Source organism: Proteiniphilum sp., assembly GCF_034927365.1.
GTDB lineage: Bacteria > Bacteroidota > Bacteroidia > Bacteroidales > Dysgonomonadaceae > Proteiniphilum.
Genome location: NZ_JAYFQD010000029.1, coordinates 29,209 through 50,631 on the forward strand (window position 1 = coordinate 29,209; position 21,423 = coordinate 50,631).

The following is a 21,423-nucleotide window of genomic DNA, read 5'->3' on the forward strand; positions in this document are numbered from 1 at the left end:
ATTTTTTAGCACTCGATATATTCAATACAGGTTTTAACTCTGTAACTACATAACGAATTATATAATGAAATTGTTTCGTATACAGAGTAAACAATAATGTTAAATTTCTACTCTAATAAAAAATTTCTGCCAGCATGCAGCGTGCAGACCCTCCACCGTTCAACTCGATAGTCGATAACGGAGCTGCCAAAATAGTATTGTAGGTCGATATGACCTTTTCCTGTACAGCTGTCAGGGCATTTCGGGCAGAAGCGGACATCACCATCACAGGGTGTCCGTTCCGGCTTTTTATTTCGAGCATGTTTCCGACGAACTGTTCAACCTGATCCAATGTGATATCGACAATGATTTTTCCGGTGGTGGTGAGCCTGGAAACTACTTTGCGCCTTTCATCATCATTCTTTATCGATTCAAGACAGATAACCGCTACCTGGTTACCCACACTCATCATCACATTGGTATGGTAGATAAGGTTACCATTTCTGTCGGTAGCATCAAATACCACAGCATCGTAGTTCAATCGCGCGCAGAACTCGACCAACACTTTCTCCGAGGTGCGGGGAGAACGGCAGCAATAGGCGATCCGTTTATCCCGGTCGAGTACCATACTTCCGGTTCCTTCCAGAAATTCTCCCTCTTTTTCCCAATGGGTAAGATCAATCACTTTACGATGATTCATTTTCCTGGTCAGCAACTCCATTACTTGTGGTTTTCTTTCCTGACGTCTATTTTCTGCGAACATCGGATAAAGGACCAACTCACCTGAGAAATGCGACGAGAACCAGTTGTTGGGGAAAATGGAATCAGGCGTCGGTGGATCAGCAGTGTCCTGTACGATCGTTACGTCTACATCCTTGCCGCGAAGCTGGTTCACGAACCCGTCAAATTCTTCAAGTGCTTTAAAAGCCACTGACCCCGGATCCGTCGGTTGCTGAAAATAGTTATTCTGTGCGGTCTCCTCGTTGAAAACAAACCTGAAAGGACGGACCATCAATATTTTGGATGTTGTCTGCATAAAGTAGACTTTTAGAATCAAGACTTATAGAACCAAGACTTATAGAACCAAGACTTTTAGAACCAAGACTTTTAGAACCAAGATTTATAGAACCAAGATTTTTAGAACCAAGATTTTTAGAACTAAGACATAAGACTTTGTAAATGAAGAATTAAAAATGAAAAGTGAAAAATTAGCCTTTGTGAGCCTCTCCTTTCCAATTCAACAGTTTACCAATTCAACAGTTCAACAAACATTTCATTGGCATATTAGCACATCATCACATCAACTTCCTATCACCTAATCACTTTCCAGAGATTTAATTGACTTTTTGATGATATCGATCGCTTCTTTCAACTCCTCTTGGGTAATCACCAATGGCGGAGCAAAACGGATAATATGGTCATGGGTCGGTTTTGCCAGAAGACCATTTTCAGCCATCTTCAGACAGACATCCCATGCTTGTCTGCCATTATATGGTTCTATCACGATGGCATTTAGCAATCCCTTACCCCTGATTTGCCTGATAAAAGGATTTTCAAACAGCTTCATTTCTTCTCTGAAGAAGTTACCTAAGTGTTCGGCTTTCTCTGCCAATTTCTCCTCTTCCACCACCTCCAGTGCAGCGGTGGCTACCTTGCAAGCCAGAGGGAATCCGCCGAAAGTGGAACCGTGTTGACCGGACCGGATGGTGAGCATGATCGCGTCGTCGGCCAGGACAGCCGAGACAGGAAGTACACCTCCGGAGATAGCTTTCCCGAGGATGACGATGTCGGGACGGATCCCTTCATGATCACAGCAGAGCTTCCGCCCTGTACGTGCAATACCGGTCTGCACCTCATCGGCAATGAACAGGACGTTGTGCTTTTTACAGAGTTCAAAGCAGGTTCTTAGGTAACCGTCGTTGGGTACATTCACGCCTGCTTCACCCTGGATAGGCTCTACCAGGAATCCGGCAATAGAGTCCGCTTTCTCTGCTAGAACAGAAGCGAGGGCTTCGGGATCGTTATAGGGGATCACTTCGAAACCAGGTGTATAGGGCCCGTAATCGGCACGGGCTTCGGGATCGGTGGAAACGGAAACGATGGTGATGGTTCTTCCGTGAAAGTTTCCTTCGCATGTTATAATAAGTGCCTTCTCTTCCGGAATGCCTTTCCTCTGATAACCCCACTTCCGGGCCAGTTTCAACGCTGTTTCTACCCCTTCGGCCCCACTATTCATCGGTAGTATCTTATCATAACCGAAATAATCATGAATAAATTGTTCATAAGGTCCCAGCGTATCGTTATAAAAGGCACGGGAAGTAAGGCAAAGTTTCTCGGCCTGCTCTTTCAACGCTCCCACGATCCTGGGATGACAATGACCTTGATTCACCGCAGAATAGGCAGACAGGAAATCAAAATATCTCTTTCCGTCCACATCCCAGACATAACATCCTTTCCCTCGGGATAACACAACCGGTAGGGGATGATAGTTATGTGCTCCGTATTTCTCTTCCAGATCAATAAACTGCCTCGTTGAATCGGATAAGTCTATCATAATAAAATAGTTAGTTTTTGTGCCGTTGTTTCTTTCCCACTTTCCCACCTATCCACCTGTCCACTTTCTCACGCTTCCTTGAGCACAATATTACGGAACTGTACTTCCTTTCCTTCACTCTGCAGACCTATATAACCTTCTTTTACCTTGCTTGTGGCTTCATTCTGCAGCGTATCGTTGACAAAGACTGAAATGGCACCGTCTTTCACCGTGATTCGAATTTTGTTCCATTCTCCGGCGGGTTTCTCATTCGACGGTTGTTTCTTTTGGATCACCGGGAATTTGGGACGCTCAGTCACACCTTCTGGAAGAGTATATTCGTTCAGGTCGGAGCCGTTGAGTAGTACGAAATCACCGGCATTTCCAGCCATCAGTTGGCATTCTACCCCTTTGGGAAACGGATTCGCGGGATCTTCGATCAGGATAAAGACACCACTGTTGCTTGCTTCTCCTCCCCAACGATATTCCAGTTCGAGCGTAAAATTGGCATATTTTTCTTTTGTGTACATGTAACCAAACGGTTCGCCTTTTATCGAAATCACTCCATCTTTCACCGAGAATACCTGATCTCCCGGGACACTGTTGTTTTCGACTACCAGATTCCAGTTGGATAGGTCCTTTCCGTTGAAAATTTTGTCTGATTGTTGTCCGCAACCTACTGCCAAAAATGTCAGTAGAATAACAATTGATAGTTTTGTCGTCTGCATTTTGTATGAGTTTAATTAATTATATGTTTGGCTCTGTTTCAGAATTTGTTACGCAATCTATTTCTGTCAATGGGATAGTTATCCAAAAATAGTTTCCCTTTTTTTGTTAATTCCCTACAAATATAATCTTTATCTTTATAGTGTAAAAAAGAATTAAACTCTTTAACAATCAAACGAAATGTCCTACTAGTGCCGATAATCCTGAATATGCCAAAATAATATCGCCTTAGGTATCTTTTTTGCAATATTATTAGGTGGGGAAAATTATCCCGGTGGGGAAGTCCCCAAAAAAAGTAAAAAAATTGTGAGATACAGCGGAAATGGATACATTTGTTGAGTAGATTGAAACGATTCGAAACGAATGATCAAAGCAGAACTGCTCTGGGTGGATGATGAAATCGATCTTCTGAAACCGTATATCCTTTTTCTGGAAGAGAAAGGGTATGTGATGCAGTGTGTCAATAATGGTCGTGACGCCATTGAGCTGTGCCGTTCAAAACGATTTGATATTGTTTTCCTTGACGAACAGATGCCGGGCCTCTCCGGTCTGGAAACCCTCACGGAACTCCATATATCTTATCCCGAGATGCCGGTAGTGATGGTAACCAAAAGCGAAGATGAAGGGATCATGAATCGGGCCATCGGCAGGAAGATTACCGATTATCTTATTAAGCCGGTCAATCCCAGCCAGGTGCTGATGAGCATCAAGAAAATCCTTGAGCAGGAGGAACGCCTAGTGGAAGTGGTTACGCAGGAATACCGGGAGTTGTTCAACCCTTTAATCAGCGAGATAGAGAATTGTCGTACAGCGGACGATTGGATATCTGTATATAAAAAGCTGGTGTCGTGGGAATTGAAGCTCGATAGGACCCAACATCAGATGCGAGAGATGCTGGCAATGCAAAAGGAAGAGGCTAATCGACTTTTTTCCAGATTTATAAAGGGAAATTATGAACGCTGGATTATAGAGGGCCGTAACCACGTTGACGGCGATCGTCCCGTGATGAGCACCGACCTGTTTGAACGATTTGTTTTCCCTTTTGTTGATAAAGGAGAGAAACTCTTTTTTATCCTGATAGATAATTTCCGATTTGACCAATGGCAAGTGGTGAAAGATATTGTCGATGAGTTTTTTAATTACAGGGAAGAGATCTATTTCTCCATCCTTCCTACGGCAACGCCCTATGCAAGGAATGCCATTTTCTCGGGACTGATGCCGAAACAGTTGTCAGAATTATTTCCCGATTACTGGGTGGAGGAATCGGAAGAGGAAGGGAAGAACCTGAATGAAGAATTATTTATAAAGTCGCATCTGGAGAGGAATAAAAGAAACTATCGCATCTCTTATCATAAGATCAACCGGAATCAGGAAGGGGAAAAGTTAGTCAGCCGTTTCCAGGAATTGGGAAAATATGACTTAAACGTGTTGGTATTCAATTTTATCGACTTTCTTTCTCACGCACGTACAGAGTCTGCGATGATCAGGGAGTTGGCCGCAGATGAGTCGGCATACCGTTCACTCACGCGGTCGTGGTTCAAACATTCTCCTTTGCCTGCATTATTAGAAAAGATCGCTGGAAAAGGTTATAAGCTCGTCCTTACTACCGATCACGGATCCATACGGGTAAGAAACGGAGTGAAGGTGGTTGGAGACAGAGAGACAGGGGTAAACCTCCGTTACAAGTTGGGTAAAAACCTGGGGTATAATCCCAAAGATTTGTTCGATATCATCCATCCGGAGAATGCCGGACTTCCTGCTCCCAATATGACTACGCGTTATATTTTTGCATTGAAGGATGATTTTTTTGTCTATCCGAATAATAGCCATCATTATCAATCCTATTATGGAGATACATTCCAGCATGGAGGTGTTTCTATGGAAGAAATGATGGTACCGGTAGTTGTGTTAAAGCCAAGAGCCAAGACTTTGTAAATGAAGAATGAAGAATTAAAAATGAAAAGTGAAAAATTGGCATTTGTGAATCTCTCCTTTCCAATTCAACGATTCAACGATTCACCTGTTTAACAATTCAGATTCAACATAACAACACGATGCAAATCAAAATAAATGACTTAGACTCGCTTCAAGCGGCTGCACGGGAATTCATTGACCAGATGGGTGACAACACTGTTTTCGCTTTTTACGGTGGAATGGGCGCCGGGAAAACTACATTTATCAAAGCGGTATGTAAAGAACTTGGGGTGTGGGAAACTGTGGCCAGCCCCACGTTTGCCATTATCAACGAATACAATGGCGGAGATGGAGAACCGATCTATCATTTTGATTTTTACCGTATCCACAAACTTGAAGAGGTATTCGACTTCGGTTATGAAGACTATTTTTACAGTGGTCATACCTGCTTTATCGAGTGGCCGGAACTGATAGAACAAATATTACCGGAGAGCACTGTCAGGCTGTCTATACGGGAAATGGATAATGGAAGTCGAATTATAGAGTATATATCCTGAAAAATCCATATATTCGCACATTGAAAGTATTAAAGATGAAGAAAACGATCATTGCAGCCTTTATTCTACTTGTATCGATCCCGGCGTCGACACAGGTCAATACCGACCGAGTGATGATGATCGGAAGGAATGCGTTGTATTTCGAAGATTATGTGCTGGCAATACAGTATTTCAATCAGGTGATTACTGCGAAATCTTATCTGGCGGATCCATATTATTTCAGAGCCGTGGCTAAATTTATGCTCGATGATTTTAAAGGAGCCGAAGCAGATGCTACCAATTGCCTGGAGCGTAATCCTTACTATACGGCTGCGTATCAACTTCGTGGCGCTGCACGCCAGAATCAGGATAAATTCGAGGAGGCTGCCACTGATTACATGCGAAGCCTTGAGTTCTATCCGGAGGACAGGCTCACGCTGGTCAATATGGGGATTGTGAATATTGAGTTGAAGCAGTATGATGTGGCAGAGAAATTTTTTGGTGTGCTATTGCAACGTTTCCCCGATTATACCGCCGGATATCTTGCCCGCTCACAGATGTATATCGAGATGAAGGATACCACTAAAGCGATGACCGACCTCAACACTGCAATAGAGAAAGATCCATATACAGCACAGACTTTTTCAGCTCGTGGATTACTTCATTTTCAACAGAAAGACTTCAACAGGGCTCTTGCCGATCTGGATGAAGCGATCAGGTTAGATCCCTATTTTGAAGGAAACTATATTAACCGGGGATTGGTGAAGTACCATTTGAACGATCTACGGGGTGCGATGGCCGATTACGACAAGGTGATAGAGATGGACGAAAATAATCTTATTGCCCGTTTCAACAGGGGATTGTTGCGTGCGCAGGTAGCCGACAATAATAGGGCGATACAGGACTTCGACAAGGTGATTGAATTGGATCCTGAAAATACCATCGCTTATCTGAACAGGGGTGTGTTGTACAACGAAATCGGTGATAAAAGCAGTGCTCTGAAAGACCTCAATATTGTATTGGAAGAGCACCCCGATTTTTTTAGTGGTTATTATATGCGTTCACAGTTAAAGCGTGAATTGAATGATCTACGTGGTGCTGAACAGGATTATAAACTGGCACGGGCTGAAGAATCGAAAGCGCACAAAGTGGCAACTGTCAATCCTGAGCCTTTTAAACAGGCCGGGGAGAAATCAGAAAATAAAGATACCCGTGAACAGACCGACCGTGATATTGAGAAGTTTAATCTCCTGGTGGTCGCTGATAAGGGTGAATCGGAGAAAACAAAATACCAACGCCAAAGCAGAGGCCGTGTGCAGAATCTTAATGCCCCGATTGAGCTTGAGCCACGCTTCGTATTAACCTATTACGAGCGTGATTTAGAAGTACGTCGTCCCGTTTATTATTCCGAGGCGATCGATCAATCGAACAGAGGCCTTGACCTTTCCTGGTTACTTAAGATAACTAACAAGGAAGCACCGCTGAATGAACTTCAGGTACAAACCCATTTTCGTTCCATCGATAATTATTCCGCCAGGATTGAAAGAGAACCGGCTAATCCTTCATTCTATTTTGGAAGAGGCATGGATTTCATGCTTGTACAAGACTATGAGAGTGCCTTGAAGGATATGGAAAAGGCCATCGAGTTGGATCCTGACCTGTTGGTTGCGCATTTTGGGCGGGCGGTTATCCGTTCCAAACAGATTGAATATGACCATCTGAAGGCTGATCCGGTAATGATAGATAGAAATGCCGGAGTAGATATCACCTTGCCTGGCAGTGGAGTTGCGGGTAAACCCCGGTTACCGGAGATCTCCACCAAATCGATAGAATATGAGGAGATCTTGAGGGAATATGAAAAGATTATCCGTCTGAAGCCCAATTTTATGTATGCCTATTACAATCGTGCGGAGGTTTATAGTCTGGAAAAAGATTACCGTGCAGCCATTGCTGATTATACAAAAGCGATCGAAATAGAACCTCAGTTTGCTGAAGCCTATTTCAACCGGGGTATAGCGAGACTGTCCATTGGTGAGACGCGGGATGGGCTTGATGATCTTCGTAAAGCCGGTGAACTGGGTATCATACAGTCGTATAGTATTATAAAACGAATGCAATAATAGTTTTCCCCGTTTACATGTATATTGCTTGTCGAAAAAGTTTTCTATCTTTATGACGTTATGCAGCGAAACGCTTTCATATTATTGAGTATATTCCTTTCCGTTCTCATCTCTTATGGAGGATCGGGGGTAAATACCTATTTCTATTGCTGCGGTAATTGCCGTGCAGATAGTAGAAGCATTGCTGTGGAACAGGAATGTTGTGAAGTACACCCTCATCATCATGAAAGTTGTCTCCTTTCCCATCATGATGATCATAATTGCGATCAATCTGTCAGCCACACCCATGGGGAATGCAGTGTGGATAGGATCGAATTCGACTGGCAGTCGTCTCAGGGGAATCGGATAGAGTTACAACCCAAAGTTATCGACCTTAATTATATCTTTTTTTCCCCGATGGAACAATTGACCGATATGATTGCATATCTCTCGCCAGTCTCCCGTTGGGAACAACAATCGCAGAAACCTCCCGATCTGAGTAAAGAGGATTATTTTTCTTTACTTACTCTCCTTATAATTTAGTGGATTTTTTCTTACCTCCAGGTAAAAAGAGGTGAGGGCATTTTGTATGCTCTTCCGGACATAAAAAATATTATATATTGCCAGGAGATAATCCGGGCGACACATCTACTAATTATATCACTAATGCAAAAGATTATATTATACTTATTTATATCTGTCGTCACCTTTCCGTTGATGGCAGGCAATAAAATACGGGGCTATATTTTTGACGAACAAAAAGAGCCGGTGATCGGAGCAAATATCTACTGGGAAAAATCAAAGAAAGGTGTTGTCTCCGACGCCAACGGCTACTTTGAGATTGAAGCAGGTGGCGAGCATGAATATCTTATTATCACATATACAGGATACGAACCCCAAAGTCTGCACATCGATGATGTGAATGAGGAATTGAAGGTGTATCTGAAAGAGGATACACAAATACTTGATGAAGTGGTGATCACCAAACGTGCACCGGGAACGGTAACCCAGCGGTCGGCCGTTGTACAGACACAAAAAATCACATTGGGTGAAATTCATCGTGCTGCCTGTTGTAATCTGGGTGAGAGCTTTGAAACCAATCCCTCCGTGGATGTAGCATACAGTGATGCTGCTACCGGAGCCAAACAGATCAAACTCTTGGGGCTGGCAGGCACTTATGTGCAGATGCTGACGGAAAATTATCCTAATTTCCGTGGTGTGGCTTCACCCTTTGGCATGGATTATATCCCCGGCGCATGGATGGAGGGCATTTATGTATCCAAAGGTACTTCGTCGGTGAAGAACGGCTATGAAGCGCTTGCCGGGCAAATCAATGTGGAATACAAGAAGCCGCAGACGATGGATAAATTCTCGTTGAATCTTTTCGGAAGCGATGCCCTGAGGATGGAAGCTAATGCGGATGCAAGCGTCCATCTGAATGAAAATCTTAAGTCCGCCCTTTTTGTTCACTATTCGAATGACCAACATCCTCATGATCGTAATGAGGATGGTTTTCTGGACTATCCTAAAACGAGACAATTCAATCTGATGAACCGCTGGAATCACGAAGTAGGGAAATATGTGGCACAATACGGAGTCAAGTATATCAATGAAGAGCGTGAAGGAGGACAGGATATCTCCCACCACTCATTCGACGATCCCTACCGGATCTCGTTGAATACAAACCGTGGAGAGTTCTATACCAAGCAGGCTTACGTGATGAGAGCGGATGAGCTGGCGGAGAGCGTGGCGGTGATTGCGTCGGGATCGGTACACGACCAGAAGTCGCTGTACGATAAGACAGTCTACGATGTAAATCAGAAGAACCTCTATGTGAGCCTGCTCTATGAGAAGGATTTCTCTGCAAGGCACAATCTCAGTACGGGACTTAGTCTTAACTACGACGGCTTTGATGAGATGTTGCGTACAACGCCCTTCGACAGGGACGAGACTGTTACCGGCGCTTATGCACAGTACACTTTCAATCTTGATAATAAGTTCATTGTATTAGGGGGGATTCGGGCGGATTATAGTAGTCGCTATGGCTTTTTTGTGACTCCACGGCTCCATCTTAAATACAATCCTGTCGAGTGGTTACATCTTCGCGGCTCTATCGGTAAGGGATTCCGTACTGCCAATATCCTTGCGGAAAATAATTATCTGCTGGCCAGTTCCCGAGAGATCACTATAGCTGATGACCTCCGTCAGGAAGAGGCATGGAATACAGGTGTAAATGCAACCGTTTATATTCCGCTGGGTGACAAGGAAATAACTCTGACGGGTGAATATTATCATACCCGCTTCATCAACCAGGTGGTGGTGGATGTAGATAGTGATCCACATGCTATCAGTTTTTATAATCTGGATGATGGGAGATCTTATTCCAACAGTGCTCAGATAGAAGCAAGCTATTCCTTCTTTACCGGTTTTACATTCACTGCGGCCTATCGTTACACATGCTCCATGTCTGATTATATTAACCCGGCTACAGGCGAAAACCGTTTTCTCTCCAAACCGTTGATGAACGACTATAAAGGCCTGATTACAGCTTCGTATCAGACTCCGCTGAGAAAATGGCAGTTCGATCTGACCGGTCAGTTCAATGGAGGTGGCCGTATGCCTACAGCCGATGTCAACAACCCTTTGTGGGAGGAACGATTTGATCCTTTTACCATTGTAAACGGACAAATAACCAAGTTCTTCCGGAATTTCTCTGTATATTTGGGGGTGGAAAACCTGTTCGACTTCCGGCAGAAAAACCCGATTATCGATGCGGCCAATCCCCGCAGCGAGAATTTCGATGCCACCATGGTGTGGGGACCTGTACACGGAAGAAAGATATACGCCGGTCTGAGGTATAATATACCTAGGTACTGATGTGATGATTTGTTGATTGAGATAGATTGATTTGCTGATGTTAATATGAAAATGACTAATGAATTTGAATAATTTAATGATTAGAAGAATTATAAGTATAAACAATTGAAACAAAATGATATGAAGAAGTTAATAGTATTATTTACAGTGATAGCCTTGTCTACAGGCGTTGGATTCGCTCAGAAACAAGAAAAGAAGGAAAAAAAACAGGAAGTGGTTGAGTTCAAGCTCAATGAAGTGATCTGTCCGAATTGCAAGAGAAAGATCGATAACAATATTGCATTTGAAAAAGGGGTGACTGAGATTACTTATGGCGAGGATGGAAGTACGGTACAGGTTAAATACCGTACTGACCGTACCGATCCGAAAAAATTGCAGGCTGCTTTTGAGAAGGTGAAACTGGAAGTGGTTGAGGCAAAACCGGTGGTAGAGCAACCGGCAAAGAAGAGCGAGAAGAAGAAAGAAACGAAAAAGTAGTATTCTGTAAAGATAACTCTCCTTTTTTTCTTTACATAACACAAAATCACTATTTTTGTACTCTTAAAACAATTCCGTTGCGAGAATTGGAAATCGAGGAGCGTAGGCGACTCAATTGCAGATAAAGGAGCGTAGGCGACTCAATTGCAGATAAAGGAGCGTAGGCGACTCAATTGCAGATAAAGGAGCGTAGGCGACTCAATTGCAGACAAAGGAGCGTAGGCGACTCAAATTGTCTAGTGCAAACTGAAATTGATTATTAGTAAGAATATGATAAAGATTACATTTCCCGATGGATCAGTCAGGGAATATGAAAAAGGAGTAACAGGAATAGAGATAGCTAATAGCATCAGTCCGCGGTTGGCGCAGGAAGTACTTGCTGCCAGCGTGGACGGTGTGACGTGGGACCTGACAAGGCCCATTGAACAAGACGCCTCTGTCAGATTATTGAAATGGGACGATGAAGAGGGTAAACATGCCTACTGGCATTCGTCAGCTCACCTGATGGCGGAAGCGTTGCAGATACTTTATCCCGGAATAAAATTCGGTATTGGGCCGGCTATTGAGAACGGTTTCTACTATGATGTGGATCCGGGCGAAGGAGTGACCATCAAAGAGGCCGATTTTCCTGCTATCGAGAACAAAATGATGGAGTTGATCGCTGCCAAGGAAGAGATTGTGCGTAAAAGTATCTCTAAAACCGATGCAATCAGTATGTTCTCCGGACGGAACGAAAATTACAAGGTAGAACTGATCAATGAACTGGAAGACGGTACTATTACCACCTATACCCAGGGCTGTTTTACCGACTTGTGCCGCGGTCCACACCTTCCCAATACCTCCTATATCAAGGCTGTAAAAATATTGTCGGCTGCTGGTGCTTACTGGCGTGGCGATGAGAAACGTCCCCAGTTGACAAGGCTTTACGGTATCACCTTTCCCAAGAAGAAGATGCTCGATGAGTATCTGGTGTTACTGGAAGAAGCTAAAAAACGGGATCACCGCAAGATCGGCAAGGAGCTCCAACTCTTTCATTTCTCACAGACTGTGGGGGCAGGGCTTCCCCTGTGGTTGCCTAAAGGAACGCAATTACGTCTTCGCCTGGAGGATTTCCTGAAAAAAATACAGCGCGAATTCGATTATGAACAGGTGATTACGCCCCATATCGGTCATAAGCAACTTTATGTGACATCGGGGCACTATGCCAAATATGGAAAAGATTCGTTCCAGCCGATCAAGACCCCGGAAGAAGGGGAAGAATTTCTGCTGAAACCGATGAATTGTCCCCATCACTGCGAGATATACAAGGCTTTCCCCCGTTCTTATAAAGAACTGCCGTTACGGTTGGCAGAATTCGGCACGGTCTATCGCTATGAGCAGAGCGGCGAATTGCACGGGTTGACCCGTGTACGGGGTTTCACGCAGGACGATGCGCATATCTTCTGTACCCCTGATCAGGTGAAGAATGAATTCCTGAAAGTGATGGATATTATCTTCATCATTTTTAAGGCACTGAATTTTGAAAATTTTGAGGCTCAGATATCCCTCCGGGATCCTAACGATAAAGAGAAATATATTGGTTCGGATGACAATTGGGAAAAAGCGGAACGGTCCATCGTAGAGGCTTGTGAAGAGAAAGGATTACCGGCGAGAGTGGAATTGGGAGAGGCTGCCTTCTATGGACCTAAACTTGATTTTATGGTGAAAGATGCCTTGGGTCGACGCTGGCAGTTGGGAACCATTCAGGTGGATTACAACCTGCCCGAGCGGTTTGAACTGGAATATACCGGTGCGGACAACCAGAAGCACCGCCCCGTGATGATTCACCGTGCACCATTCGGATCAATGGAACGCTTCGTGGCGGTACTTATCGAACATACTGCCGGTAAATTCCCGTTATGGCTCACACCTACCCAGGTGGTGGTACTTCCCGTCAGCGAAAAATTCAACGACTATGCTTTTGACGTGGTGAAAACATTGAAGAAATTCGATATCCGTGCTGAGGTGGACGACCGTAATGAAAAGGTAGGCCGTAAGATCCGCGATAATGAATTGAAGCGCATTCCTTACTTGTTGATTGTAGGAGAGAAAGAGATAGAAAATGAAGAAGTTTCGGTAAGAAAACAGGGTGGGGAAGATAAAGGTTCGGTAAAATTGCTTACATTTGCCGAAGAAATTTCACGTGAAGTGGAAGAAATGATAAATCGTAAGATTTAGGATGTAAGATTTGACTACGTCGATTTGCAATTCATGATTTCAAACTTCTTGACTTCTTGACTTCCGATTTCCAATTTTCTAGTTCTAATTTCTAACGTCTAAATTAAAAAAAAAGAGAATATTAAACGTAAACGTTTTTGAATGAGAAAAGACTCAAAAGAGCAACACCGGATCAATGAGCGTATCCGGGTACCGGAAGTCCGGTTAGTAGGTGACAATGTGCAGGAAGGCATCTATCCCACGAGAGAGGCATTGAAAATTGCCGAGCAACAGGAATTAGACCTCGTGGAGATAGCTCCTACGGCAAAACCGCCTGTCTGCAGGGTAATCGATTACCAGAAATTTGTATACCAGCAAAAGAAAAAATTAAAAGAGCAAAAGGCGAAATCGGTAAAGGTAACGGTAAAGGAGATCCGTTTCGGACCGCAAACCGATGATCACGATTACAACTTTAAGTTGAAGCACGCCATGAACTTTCTGAGCGAGGGCTCAAAGGTAAAGGCGTTTGTATTCTTCAAAGGACGCTCTATTCTGTTCAAAGAGCAGGGTGAGGTATTGTTGTTGCGTTTTGCCAATGATCTGGAAGAGTATGCCAAAGTAGAATATATGCCTATCATGGAAGGTAAGCGTATGTCGATTATGCTCTCCCCGAAAAAGGGATCTAGTGTTAAAAAAGAAAACAAAGAGGGAGAATAAACTGCTTCTCCCTCTTGTTCAATGTTTTAATCGAAATAATCTTATTCTATTCCTCTAAATCATTGAGAGTCGCGTGATTCTCGATATCCAATTGTTTTTATTATTTTTGCCGGATACTCATAGAGCATGTGCTTTGTGGGTAGAAAAATCTGAACTTCATATATAGAGTTACAATGAAAAAACTCCTTTCACTTCCTCCTAACGCTACAAAAAATTATTACTCACTCCATCGCAAGAGTGAGAAAGAGTGGTTTTGTACTTCCGACCCAAAAGAGAAACGACTGGGTTCGGGGAGTGGAACAACATGGTTATTGGAGGAATGTTACCGGAATGAAAATCCCGGAACAGATTTCGTTGCATGGCTTTCCAATGAAAAACGGATACTGGTCCATGCGGGTGGACAGAGCCGCCGACTTCCCTCATATGCCGTAACAGGCAAGACAGAACTGCCGATGCCGGTATTTCGCTGGGCACGGGGACAAAAGTTACACCAGGACCTGATTTCATTACAACTTCCACTATATGAGCAAATCTTGAAGCAGGCACCGGATTCATTGCGGACATTTATCGCGAGTGGAGATGTGCTGATCCGTACCGAAGAACCTTTGCAGGAGATACCGGAGGCCGATGTGGTGTGTTACGGGCTATGGGTGGATTCGTCCCAGGCAACCCGTCACGGCGTGTTTGCCGCCCGCAGGGAGACGCCGGATCGGTTGGACCGGGTGATGCAGAAGCCTTCCTTACAAGAGTTGGAGGAACTGTCGCGATCACATTTGATGCTGATGGATATCGGTATGTGGTTACTAAGCGACCGGGCAGTACGATTGCTTAGAGAGCGGTCGTACGGGAAAGGGGGATCGCTGGAATTCTACGACCTGTATAGTGACTTCGGCCTGGCATTGGGTACTCATCCGAAGAAGACAGACTATGAAATCAACCAACTCTCTGTAAAAATACTACCTTTGCCGGGTGGTGAATTTTACCATTACGGTACTAGTCGTGAGATGATTACCTCTACCCTGGCGTTGCAGAATAAGGTGTTCGACCAGCGGCTGATCATACATCGCAAAATTAAACCGAACCCTGCGATCTTCACCCAAAATGCACTCCTCGACTTTCAGTTTAACGAAAAAAACCGGAATATCTGGATTGAAAATGCCAGTCTTGGTGATAAATGGGTCGTTGAGGCAGACAGTGTGATTACCGGGGTGCCGGAGAATGACTGGCAGTTGAATGTGCCGGTTGGAGTGTGTATTGATATAGTACCTGTGGATGGCCGCTCATTTGCCGTACGACCCTACGGAATGGATGACCATTCCAGAGGAAGTATGGATGATCCGCAGACGTTCTGGATGGGACAACCTGTAATGGAATGGTTGCAGGAGCGGGGATTAGACACAACTGTGTTGTCGGGAGATACGGGAGATATCCAGTATTGTAAGTTATTTCCCCGTCTCGAGCAGTTGGAAGAGATAGAAGTGGTGCTCAAATGGATGATCGGTGACGGCCTGTCGGAGGAAGGCAAAAGACTCTGGCTTGAGTCGGAGCGTCTTTCTGCGGATGAACTGATGGAGAGAGCGTCCATGGAGAGGTTATATGCACAACGTGAGGAATTCCGGCGCTCGAATTACAAGATGCTGGAAAAGAACTACGAAAAGAGTGTATTTTATCAATTAGACCTGAGTGATGTAGCAGAAGAGTACCATCGTATGGACCTGGATCCACCGGCATTGTTACCACAGGATGCAGATGAGATGCAGCGTATCCATAACCGGATGTTCCGGTCGCGCCTTTTGGCGTTTCGTGGGAAGACTACGGAAGCGGAGCAGGAAGAGAAAGAGGCTTTCTCCCTCTTGCGGAACGGGATGATTGAGGCGTTGTCAGATAAAAAACGATCCCCACAACTGTCAGCATTCCCCGATCAGATCATATGGGGTAGAAGTCCGGTGAGGATCGACCTGGCGGGTGGGTGGACGGATACCCCACCTTTCTCGCTCTACTCAGGAGGAAACGTGGTAAACGTGGCGATAGAATTAAACGGCCAGCCACCTTTACAGGTCTACGTGAAACCTTCTAAAGAATACCGGATCCTATTGCGGTCGATTGATATGGGTGCGACAGAAGTAGTGGAAACATTTGACCAGTTGAGAGCTTTCCATCAGTTGGGATCACCTTTTTCCATTCCGAAAGCAGCACTGGCACTGTGTGGGTTTCTTCCGGAATTTTCCGCGGATCGTTGGAATACATTGACCGAACAGTTGCAGGTGTTTGGTGCGGGTATTGAGCTGACCTTGCTGGCGGCCATACCGGCCGGATCGGGATTGGGAACAAGTTCTATCCTTGCTTCTACCGTACTGGGGGCACTGAATGATTTCTGCGGGCTGCAATGGAACAAGCAGGATATCAGTACAAATACGTTGATATTAGAACAATTATTGACCAGCGGTGGCGGATGGCAGGACCAGTATGGAGGGATCTTTCATGGTGTAAAACTGTTGGAGTCGGGACGTGGGTTCGTACAGACACCGCAGATCAGTTGGCTTCCCGATTTTCTGTTTACCGACCCCGCTTATAAACCTCTCCATCTGTTGTATTATACGGGTATCACCCGAATGGCAAAGAATATTCTCGCTGAGATTGTAAGGGGGATGTTTCTTAATTCCGCCCCGCACCTTTCCATTCTGCATGATATGAAAGTGCATGCGATAGATATGGCAAATTGTATCCAACGGGGGAATTTTGAAAGGTATGGCCAGCTGATCATGAAAACATGGGAGCAGAAGAAAACAATCGATAAAGGTACGAATCCCCCGGAGGTGGAAAAGATTATCGATTTGGTGAAAGATTACACGCTCGGATATAAACTGCCGGGAGCCGGTGGCGGCGGATACCTCTACATGGTGGCGAAGGATGAAGAAGCGGTACTGCGCATCCGGAAAATATTGAATGAAAATCCGTTGAACGAAAAATCCCGATTTGTAGATATGGAACTGTCCCGAAAAGGATTTCAGGTCTCAAGGTCATAATTGTACCCATTTCGGGAAAATGGTTATCCCGGTGTTGGGCTATATGAATCCCGATTATATAAGCCAATAAATTGCAAGCCGATGAAACGATATTGTCAAACCCTCGATTTGTATGATGATCCCCAACTGATATCATCTTATGTGGAAGAGCATAAGCATGTATGGGATGAAATTAAGGAAGGTATCCGTAGTGTGGGAATTCTGGATATGCAGATTTTCCTGCTCGGTAACCGTCTGTTCATGATTATGGATACCACCGACGATTTCAATTGGGAAAAAGACAATGCCCGGTTGGCTACATTACCGCGTCAGGCGGAGTGGGAAGCATACATGTCGAAATATCAGGTGTCAGTACCCGGACAGGCGTCGCATGAGAAGTGGAGATTGATGACGCAGATATTTTCTCTGAACGGGTAAGTTATGGATTGTGTTTAAATATAGTATTTACAGTAGTTATGATTATAAAAACTGCATAATAACTGTATGTGCTGTTGTTATGCAGATAAAAAATCGGGGAATTACTTGTGAGGAGAGAATAAAATCATTACTTTTGCAAACTTTTTCGCTGGGTAACGGCGAAAAGGATCAATAATAATAACAAATTCAAAGAGAGCAAAATGCCAAAAATGAAGACTAATTCCGGTGCCAAAAAGAGGTTCGCCCTTACCGGAACAGGAAAAATCAAGAGGAAACATGCTTATAAGAGTCATATCTTGACGAAGAAGACCAAAAAGCAAAAGAGAAATCTGACACAAACTGGTCTGGTTCACAAATCTGACTTAAACAGTGTAAAGACGCTGCTGGGAATGAAGTAATTCACACCCGGATGAGTTTCCAAAAAAGAGATTTAGTAACAGGATGTATGCCACCAAGGGCTCTGCACGACAGGGACGCTATCATTCAAAACAAGTAACATTATGCCAAGATCAGTCAATCATGTTGCCTCGCGCAACCGCAGAAAAAAAGTTCTGAAACTTACAAGAGGCTATATCGGTGCCCGCAAGAATGTGTGGACCGTAGCCAAAAACACGTGGGAGAAAGGTTTGACCTACGCCTATCGTGACCGCAAAAACAAAAAGCGCAATTTCCGTGCACTCTGGATCCAGCGTATCAATGCTGCGGCCCGCGAAAACGGAATGTCTTATTCCCGCCTGATGGGTGCGTTGCACAAAAATGAAATTGAAATCAACCGCAAGGTGCTTGCCGACCTGGCAATGAACCATCCCGAAGCTTTTAAGGCCATTGTGGACAAGGTGAAGTGAAATCAGCTTCCCGTTGATTGAACATAGAAAGGAAGAATCTGACAATGGTTTTTCCTTTTTTTATTTATCTTTGTGCTGAAGGCACACTTCAAATCAATTATATGATCACAAGAAAAATATACCGATCCTTGTTGTTTCTTCTAATGGGCATTATTTTTGCAGGATGTACGAACCGCTCGGAAAAGAGTGTATCCAATCCCATTACATATTCCAATCCCTTATCCGTTGCCTTTGGCGATCCGTTCATCCTTTCCGCTGCCGACGGCAAATATTACATGTATGGTACGGGAGGAACAGCGAAGGGTTTTGTTGCTTACAGCTCCGATAATCTGGTGGACTGGCATCCCGAAGGAGAGGTTTACTCCGGAAATCAACCGGATTCCTGGACCGTGAAGAATTACTGGGCCCCTGAAGTGTATGAAACAAACGGGAAATACTACATGTTTTTCAGTGCCGACTGGAAAGAAAATCCCACCGGAGAACTGGAAAACTTTCGCATTGGCGTGGCAGTTGCCGACAAGCCTACTGGCCCCTTCCTGGAGATATCCGATAAGCCGCTGTTGGACCCGGGTTATCCCATCATCGATGCAAACATCCTGCAGCATGACGGAAAGACCTACCTTTATTACTCCCGCTGTTGTTACAAGCATCCGGTAGAGAGTGAGGTCGCACAATGGGCACGGGAACAGAATCTTTATAAAGAAATAGAAGAAAGCTGGGTATATGGGGTGGAGATATCAGACGATTTCACTGCTGTGATCGGGGAGCCTGTGTTGCTGTTGCAGCCGCCCACGACGATGGATGATCCGCAAACAGAGTGGGAAAGTCGTTCCGTCACAGCCGGAGAGGTGAACCGCCGCTGGACGGAAGGTTCTTTTGCCTTCCCGTACGAGGGTAAGATATACATGATGTACTCAGCCAACTTCTTTGGAGGTGAGCATTATGCCGTGGGATATGCCGTTTCCGATGACCCGCTGGGCCCTTTCGTGAAAGCCGCGAATAATCCCGTGTTGGAAAAGAACACAGGCAAGGGGGGCGAAGTGACCGGAACCGGGCACAACATGATCTTTTGGTCGAAGAACGATCAGAAAATGTATGCTGTTTATCATGGGCGCACCCGGCAAACGGGTGATGAACGGGTCGTTTTTATCGATGAGGTGCAGATCGATGATCAGGGTTTACTTACCGTCGACGGTCCCACAACTACCGAGAAAGAACTGTAAGATACTGGAAAATAGTGTTTAATTATACTTGTTTGTGTTATGAGAACTGTTTCTGTGGAGGAGTTACATCGCATCGAAGCATTGATTCGTACCTGTCCTCTCTGCTATGTTGGCATGGCCGATGAGCAGGGTATTCCCTATGTGTTGCCAATGAATTTCGGATACGAGGATGAGATCATCTATCTCCATTCCGCACAGGAGGGTCGCTCCATTTCCATCCTGGAGAATAACCCGCAGGTCTGCATCACCTTCTGTACCGATCCGAAGCTGGTATGGCAGGATGAGGAGGTAGCCTGCAGCTACCGGATGCGGGCAGAGAGTGTGATTTGTCACGGGAAAGTGGCTTTCGAGGAAGAGTATGACCAAAAGGTGGAGGCATTGCATATCATTATGCGGCAGTATTCCGACAGGGAGTTTAATTACTCGACACCCTCGGTGAAGAATGTAAAGATATGGAAAGTTGCCCTTGAAAATGTTTCGGCAAGAGAGTTCGGTGTGCCAGGCACCAAAGCGATTAAGTACAAAGACCGGAAGGTGTTTTAAACGATACCGTAGAACTTTCGTCCATACATTGTTGTTGTAATATTCGCGATTAAATAACAGGATATTTATCCGGCAAATTAAAAATCACACTGTAAAGATTACCCACAATGAGAATTTCTACGATACTGTTTATTGCACTGATCACATGCTTCAGCGTATCAGCTTCAGAACCGCAAAGTAAGAACAGCGTAAAACCGATTGAGTTGACCAAAGCAACCTTTCTGGAGAAGGTGTTCAATTATGAAAACAATCCGGAAGCCTGGAAGTATAACGGTGACAAGCCGGCCATTGTAGACTTTTATGCCACCTGGTGCGGACCCTGCAGAATCACGTCCCCCATTTTGTCAGATCTGGCTGCAGAATATGGTGATGACATCTATGTCTATAAGATTGATGTGGACAAAGAACCTGAACTGGCACGCATGTTTGGAGTACAGAGCATTCCCATGTTTCTTTTTATTCCGATGAACGAACAACCGCAGGTGGCGATGGGTGCCCTGCCGAAAAAATCCTTCAAGGAGGCAATCGACAACTTTCTGTTGAAAAAAGATAATCAAACCGAACTCTGAAAAGAGATGATCACCAGTCTGCAAAATCCGGCCGTCAAGCATATCATGAAACTCTCGAAAAGTAAAGAGAGGAAGGAGCAGCAGCTTTTCGTGAGCGAGGGTGCCCGTGAACTTTCCTTGGCTTTGCAGAGTGGCTACCACGTGGAAGCTGTTTATGTATGTAGGGAAATGTTCAACAAAACGAAATATCCGGATGTGTTGGACTCTATTCCCGAAGAGGCTCACTTTCCGGTATCTCAAGGTGTGTTCGCAAAGATTGCTTACCGGGAAAACTCTGACGGGATCGTGGCATTGCTGAAACCCAAATCGCACAAGCTGACAGACATTCAACTTTCGAAAAATCCTTTCCTGATTCTTCTCGAATCGGTGGAGAAACCGGGTAACCTGGGTGCCGTACTGCGTACCGCCGATGCGGCGGCAGTCGATGCCGTGATAGTCTGCGATCCGCAGACCGACCTGTATAACCCCCATGTGATCCGTTCAGGCGTGGGTGGATTGTTCACCATGCAGACTGCTGTCTGTACCTCAGAAGAGGCATTTAACTGGCTGCAGGAACACGGGATTGCCATTTATGCCGCGGAGTTGCAAGCTGCGGAATTTTACCAAAACATTGATTTCAGTAGTCCCTCTGCCATTGTGATGGGTACCGAAGCGGAAGGGTTGACCAGTTTCTGGCTAAATCATGCGACAAAGCGAATCAAGATTCCCATGCGTGGAAAAATCGATTCGCTCAATGTCTCGGTGTC

The 21,423-nt window shown here is 44.8% G+C and carries 20 protein-coding genes; 16 read left to right on the forward strand and 4 right to left on the reverse strand.

Annotated features, from left to right (window positions below; translation table 11 throughout):
• Positions 1-112 precede the first annotated feature (112 nt).
• The 4 genes from ctlX to VB073_RS15380 form a co-directional block, all read right to left on the reverse strand.
• Positions 113-1,015: a citrulline utilization hydrolase CtlX gene (ctlX, locus tag VB073_RS15370; RefSeq protein WP_323405076.1), complete on the reverse strand. Its 903-nt coding sequence runs from the start codon at positions 1,013-1,015 to the stop codon at positions 113-115.
• Positions 942-1,160, reverse strand: coding sequence for a hypothetical protein (locus VB073_RS17530; protein WP_416349564.1), 219 nt, complete (start codon positions 1,158-1,160; stop codon positions 942-944). The genes ctlX and VB073_RS17530 overlap by 74 nt, the downstream gene beginning before the upstream one ends.
• 134 nt (positions 1,161-1,294) lie before the next feature.
• Complete coding sequence (gene rocD / locus VB073_RS15375) at positions 1,295-2,533, reverse strand: ornithine--oxo-acid transaminase (protein WP_323405077.1); 1,239 nt, start codon at positions 2,531-2,533, stop codon at positions 1,295-1,297.
• A 68-nt stretch (positions 2,534-2,601) separates the two neighbouring features.
• The gene (locus VB073_RS15380) at positions 2,602-3,240 is read right to left on the reverse strand and encodes a DUF1080 domain-containing protein (protein ID WP_323405078.1); all 639 of its coding nucleotides are present in this window, start codon (positions 3,238-3,240) and stop codon (positions 2,602-2,604) included.
• A 361-nt stretch (positions 3,241-3,601) separates the two neighbouring features.
• Between VB073_RS15380 and VB073_RS15385 the strand changes: the two genes are divergently transcribed.
• From VB073_RS15385 to VB073_RS15460, 16 genes are all read left to right on the forward strand, one after another.
• Complete coding sequence (locus VB073_RS15385; RefSeq protein ID WP_323405079.1) at positions 3,602-5,173, forward strand: PglZ domain-containing protein; 1,572 nt, start codon at positions 3,602-3,604, stop codon at positions 5,171-5,173.
• Between the two features lie 119 nt (positions 5,174-5,292).
• Positions 5,293-5,709 carry a tRNA (adenosine(37)-N6)-threonylcarbamoyltransferase complex ATPase subunit type 1 TsaE gene (gene tsaE, locus VB073_RS15390; RefSeq protein ID WP_323405080.1) on the forward strand — a complete coding sequence of 139 codons (417 nt, stop codon included), beginning with the start codon at positions 5,293-5,295 and terminating at the stop codon, positions 5,707-5,709.
• A gap of 35 nt (positions 5,710-5,744) precedes the next feature.
• Entirely contained in the window at positions 5,745-7,808 is a 2,064-nt protein-coding gene (locus VB073_RS15395; RefSeq protein WP_323405081.1) for a tetratricopeptide repeat protein, read from the forward strand.
• Between the two features lie 60 nt (positions 7,809-7,868).
• Positions 7,869-8,330 (forward strand): hypothetical protein, encoded by a 462-nt coding sequence (locus VB073_RS15400; protein ID WP_323405082.1) that lies wholly within the window; start codon positions 7,869-7,871, stop codon positions 8,328-8,330.
• A gap of 123 nt (positions 8,331-8,453) precedes the next feature.
• Positions 8,454-10,664, forward strand: a complete 2,211-nt coding sequence (locus tag VB073_RS15405) for a TonB-dependent receptor (protein ID WP_323405083.1) — start codon at positions 8,454-8,456, stop codon at positions 10,662-10,664.
• Positions 10,665-10,784: 120 nt separating this feature from the next.
• Positions 10,785-11,141 carry a heavy-metal-associated domain-containing protein gene (locus tag VB073_RS15410; RefSeq protein WP_323405084.1) on the forward strand — a complete coding sequence of 119 codons (357 nt, stop codon included), beginning with the start codon at positions 10,785-10,787 and terminating at the stop codon, positions 11,139-11,141.
• 270 nt (positions 11,142-11,411) lie between these two features.
• Positions 11,412-13,358, forward strand: a complete 1,947-nt coding sequence (thrS, locus tag VB073_RS15415) for a threonine--tRNA ligase (protein ID WP_323405085.1) — start codon at positions 11,412-11,414, stop codon at positions 13,356-13,358.
• Between the two features lie 141 nt (positions 13,359-13,499).
• On the forward strand, positions 13,500-14,054 hold the full coding sequence (infC, locus tag VB073_RS15420) for a translation initiation factor IF-3 (RefSeq protein ID WP_323405086.1): 555 nt from the start codon (positions 13,500-13,502) through the stop codon (positions 14,052-14,054).
• A 173-nt stretch (positions 14,055-14,227) separates the two neighbouring features.
• Positions 14,228-17,080 carry a bifunctional fucokinase/fucose-1-phosphate guanylyltransferase gene (locus VB073_RS15425; protein WP_323405087.1) on the forward strand — a complete coding sequence of 951 codons (2,853 nt, stop codon included), beginning with the start codon at positions 14,228-14,230 and terminating at the stop codon, positions 17,078-17,080.
• Between the two features lie 81 nt (positions 17,081-17,161).
• The gene (locus VB073_RS15430; RefSeq protein ID WP_323405088.1) at positions 17,162-17,497 is read left to right on the forward strand and encodes an L-rhamnose mutarotase; all 336 of its coding nucleotides are present in this window, start codon (positions 17,162-17,164) and stop codon (positions 17,495-17,497) included.
• 200 nt (positions 17,498-17,697) lie between these two features.
• Positions 17,698-17,895, forward strand: coding sequence for a 50S ribosomal protein L35 (gene rpmI / locus VB073_RS15435; protein ID WP_294082979.1), 198 nt, complete (start codon positions 17,698-17,700; stop codon positions 17,893-17,895).
• Between the two features lie 102 nt (positions 17,896-17,997).
• On the forward strand, positions 17,998-18,342 hold the full coding sequence (gene rplT / locus VB073_RS15440) for a 50S ribosomal protein L20 (RefSeq protein ID WP_238868231.1): 345 nt from the start codon (positions 17,998-18,000) through the stop codon (positions 18,340-18,342).
• Between the two features lie 101 nt (positions 18,343-18,443).
• Positions 18,444-19,565, forward strand: a complete 1,122-nt coding sequence (locus tag VB073_RS15445; protein WP_416349563.1) for a glycoside hydrolase family 43 protein — start codon at positions 18,444-18,446, stop codon at positions 19,563-19,565.
• 39 nt (positions 19,566-19,604) lie between these two features.
• A complete protein-coding gene (locus VB073_RS15450) occupies positions 19,605-20,108 on the forward strand; it encodes a pyridoxamine 5'-phosphate oxidase family protein (RefSeq protein WP_323405089.1) in 504 nt (167 codons plus the stop codon).
• 107 nt (positions 20,109-20,215) lie between these two features.
• Positions 20,216-20,677 (forward strand): thioredoxin, encoded by a 462-nt coding sequence (gene trxA, locus VB073_RS15455; RefSeq protein ID WP_323405090.1) that lies wholly within the window; start codon positions 20,216-20,218, stop codon positions 20,675-20,677.
• 6 nt (positions 20,678-20,683) lie between these two features.
• Positions 20,684-21,423 (forward strand): RNA methyltransferase (locus tag VB073_RS15460; RefSeq protein WP_323405091.1); only part of this gene is annotated, 740 nt, incomplete at its 3' end.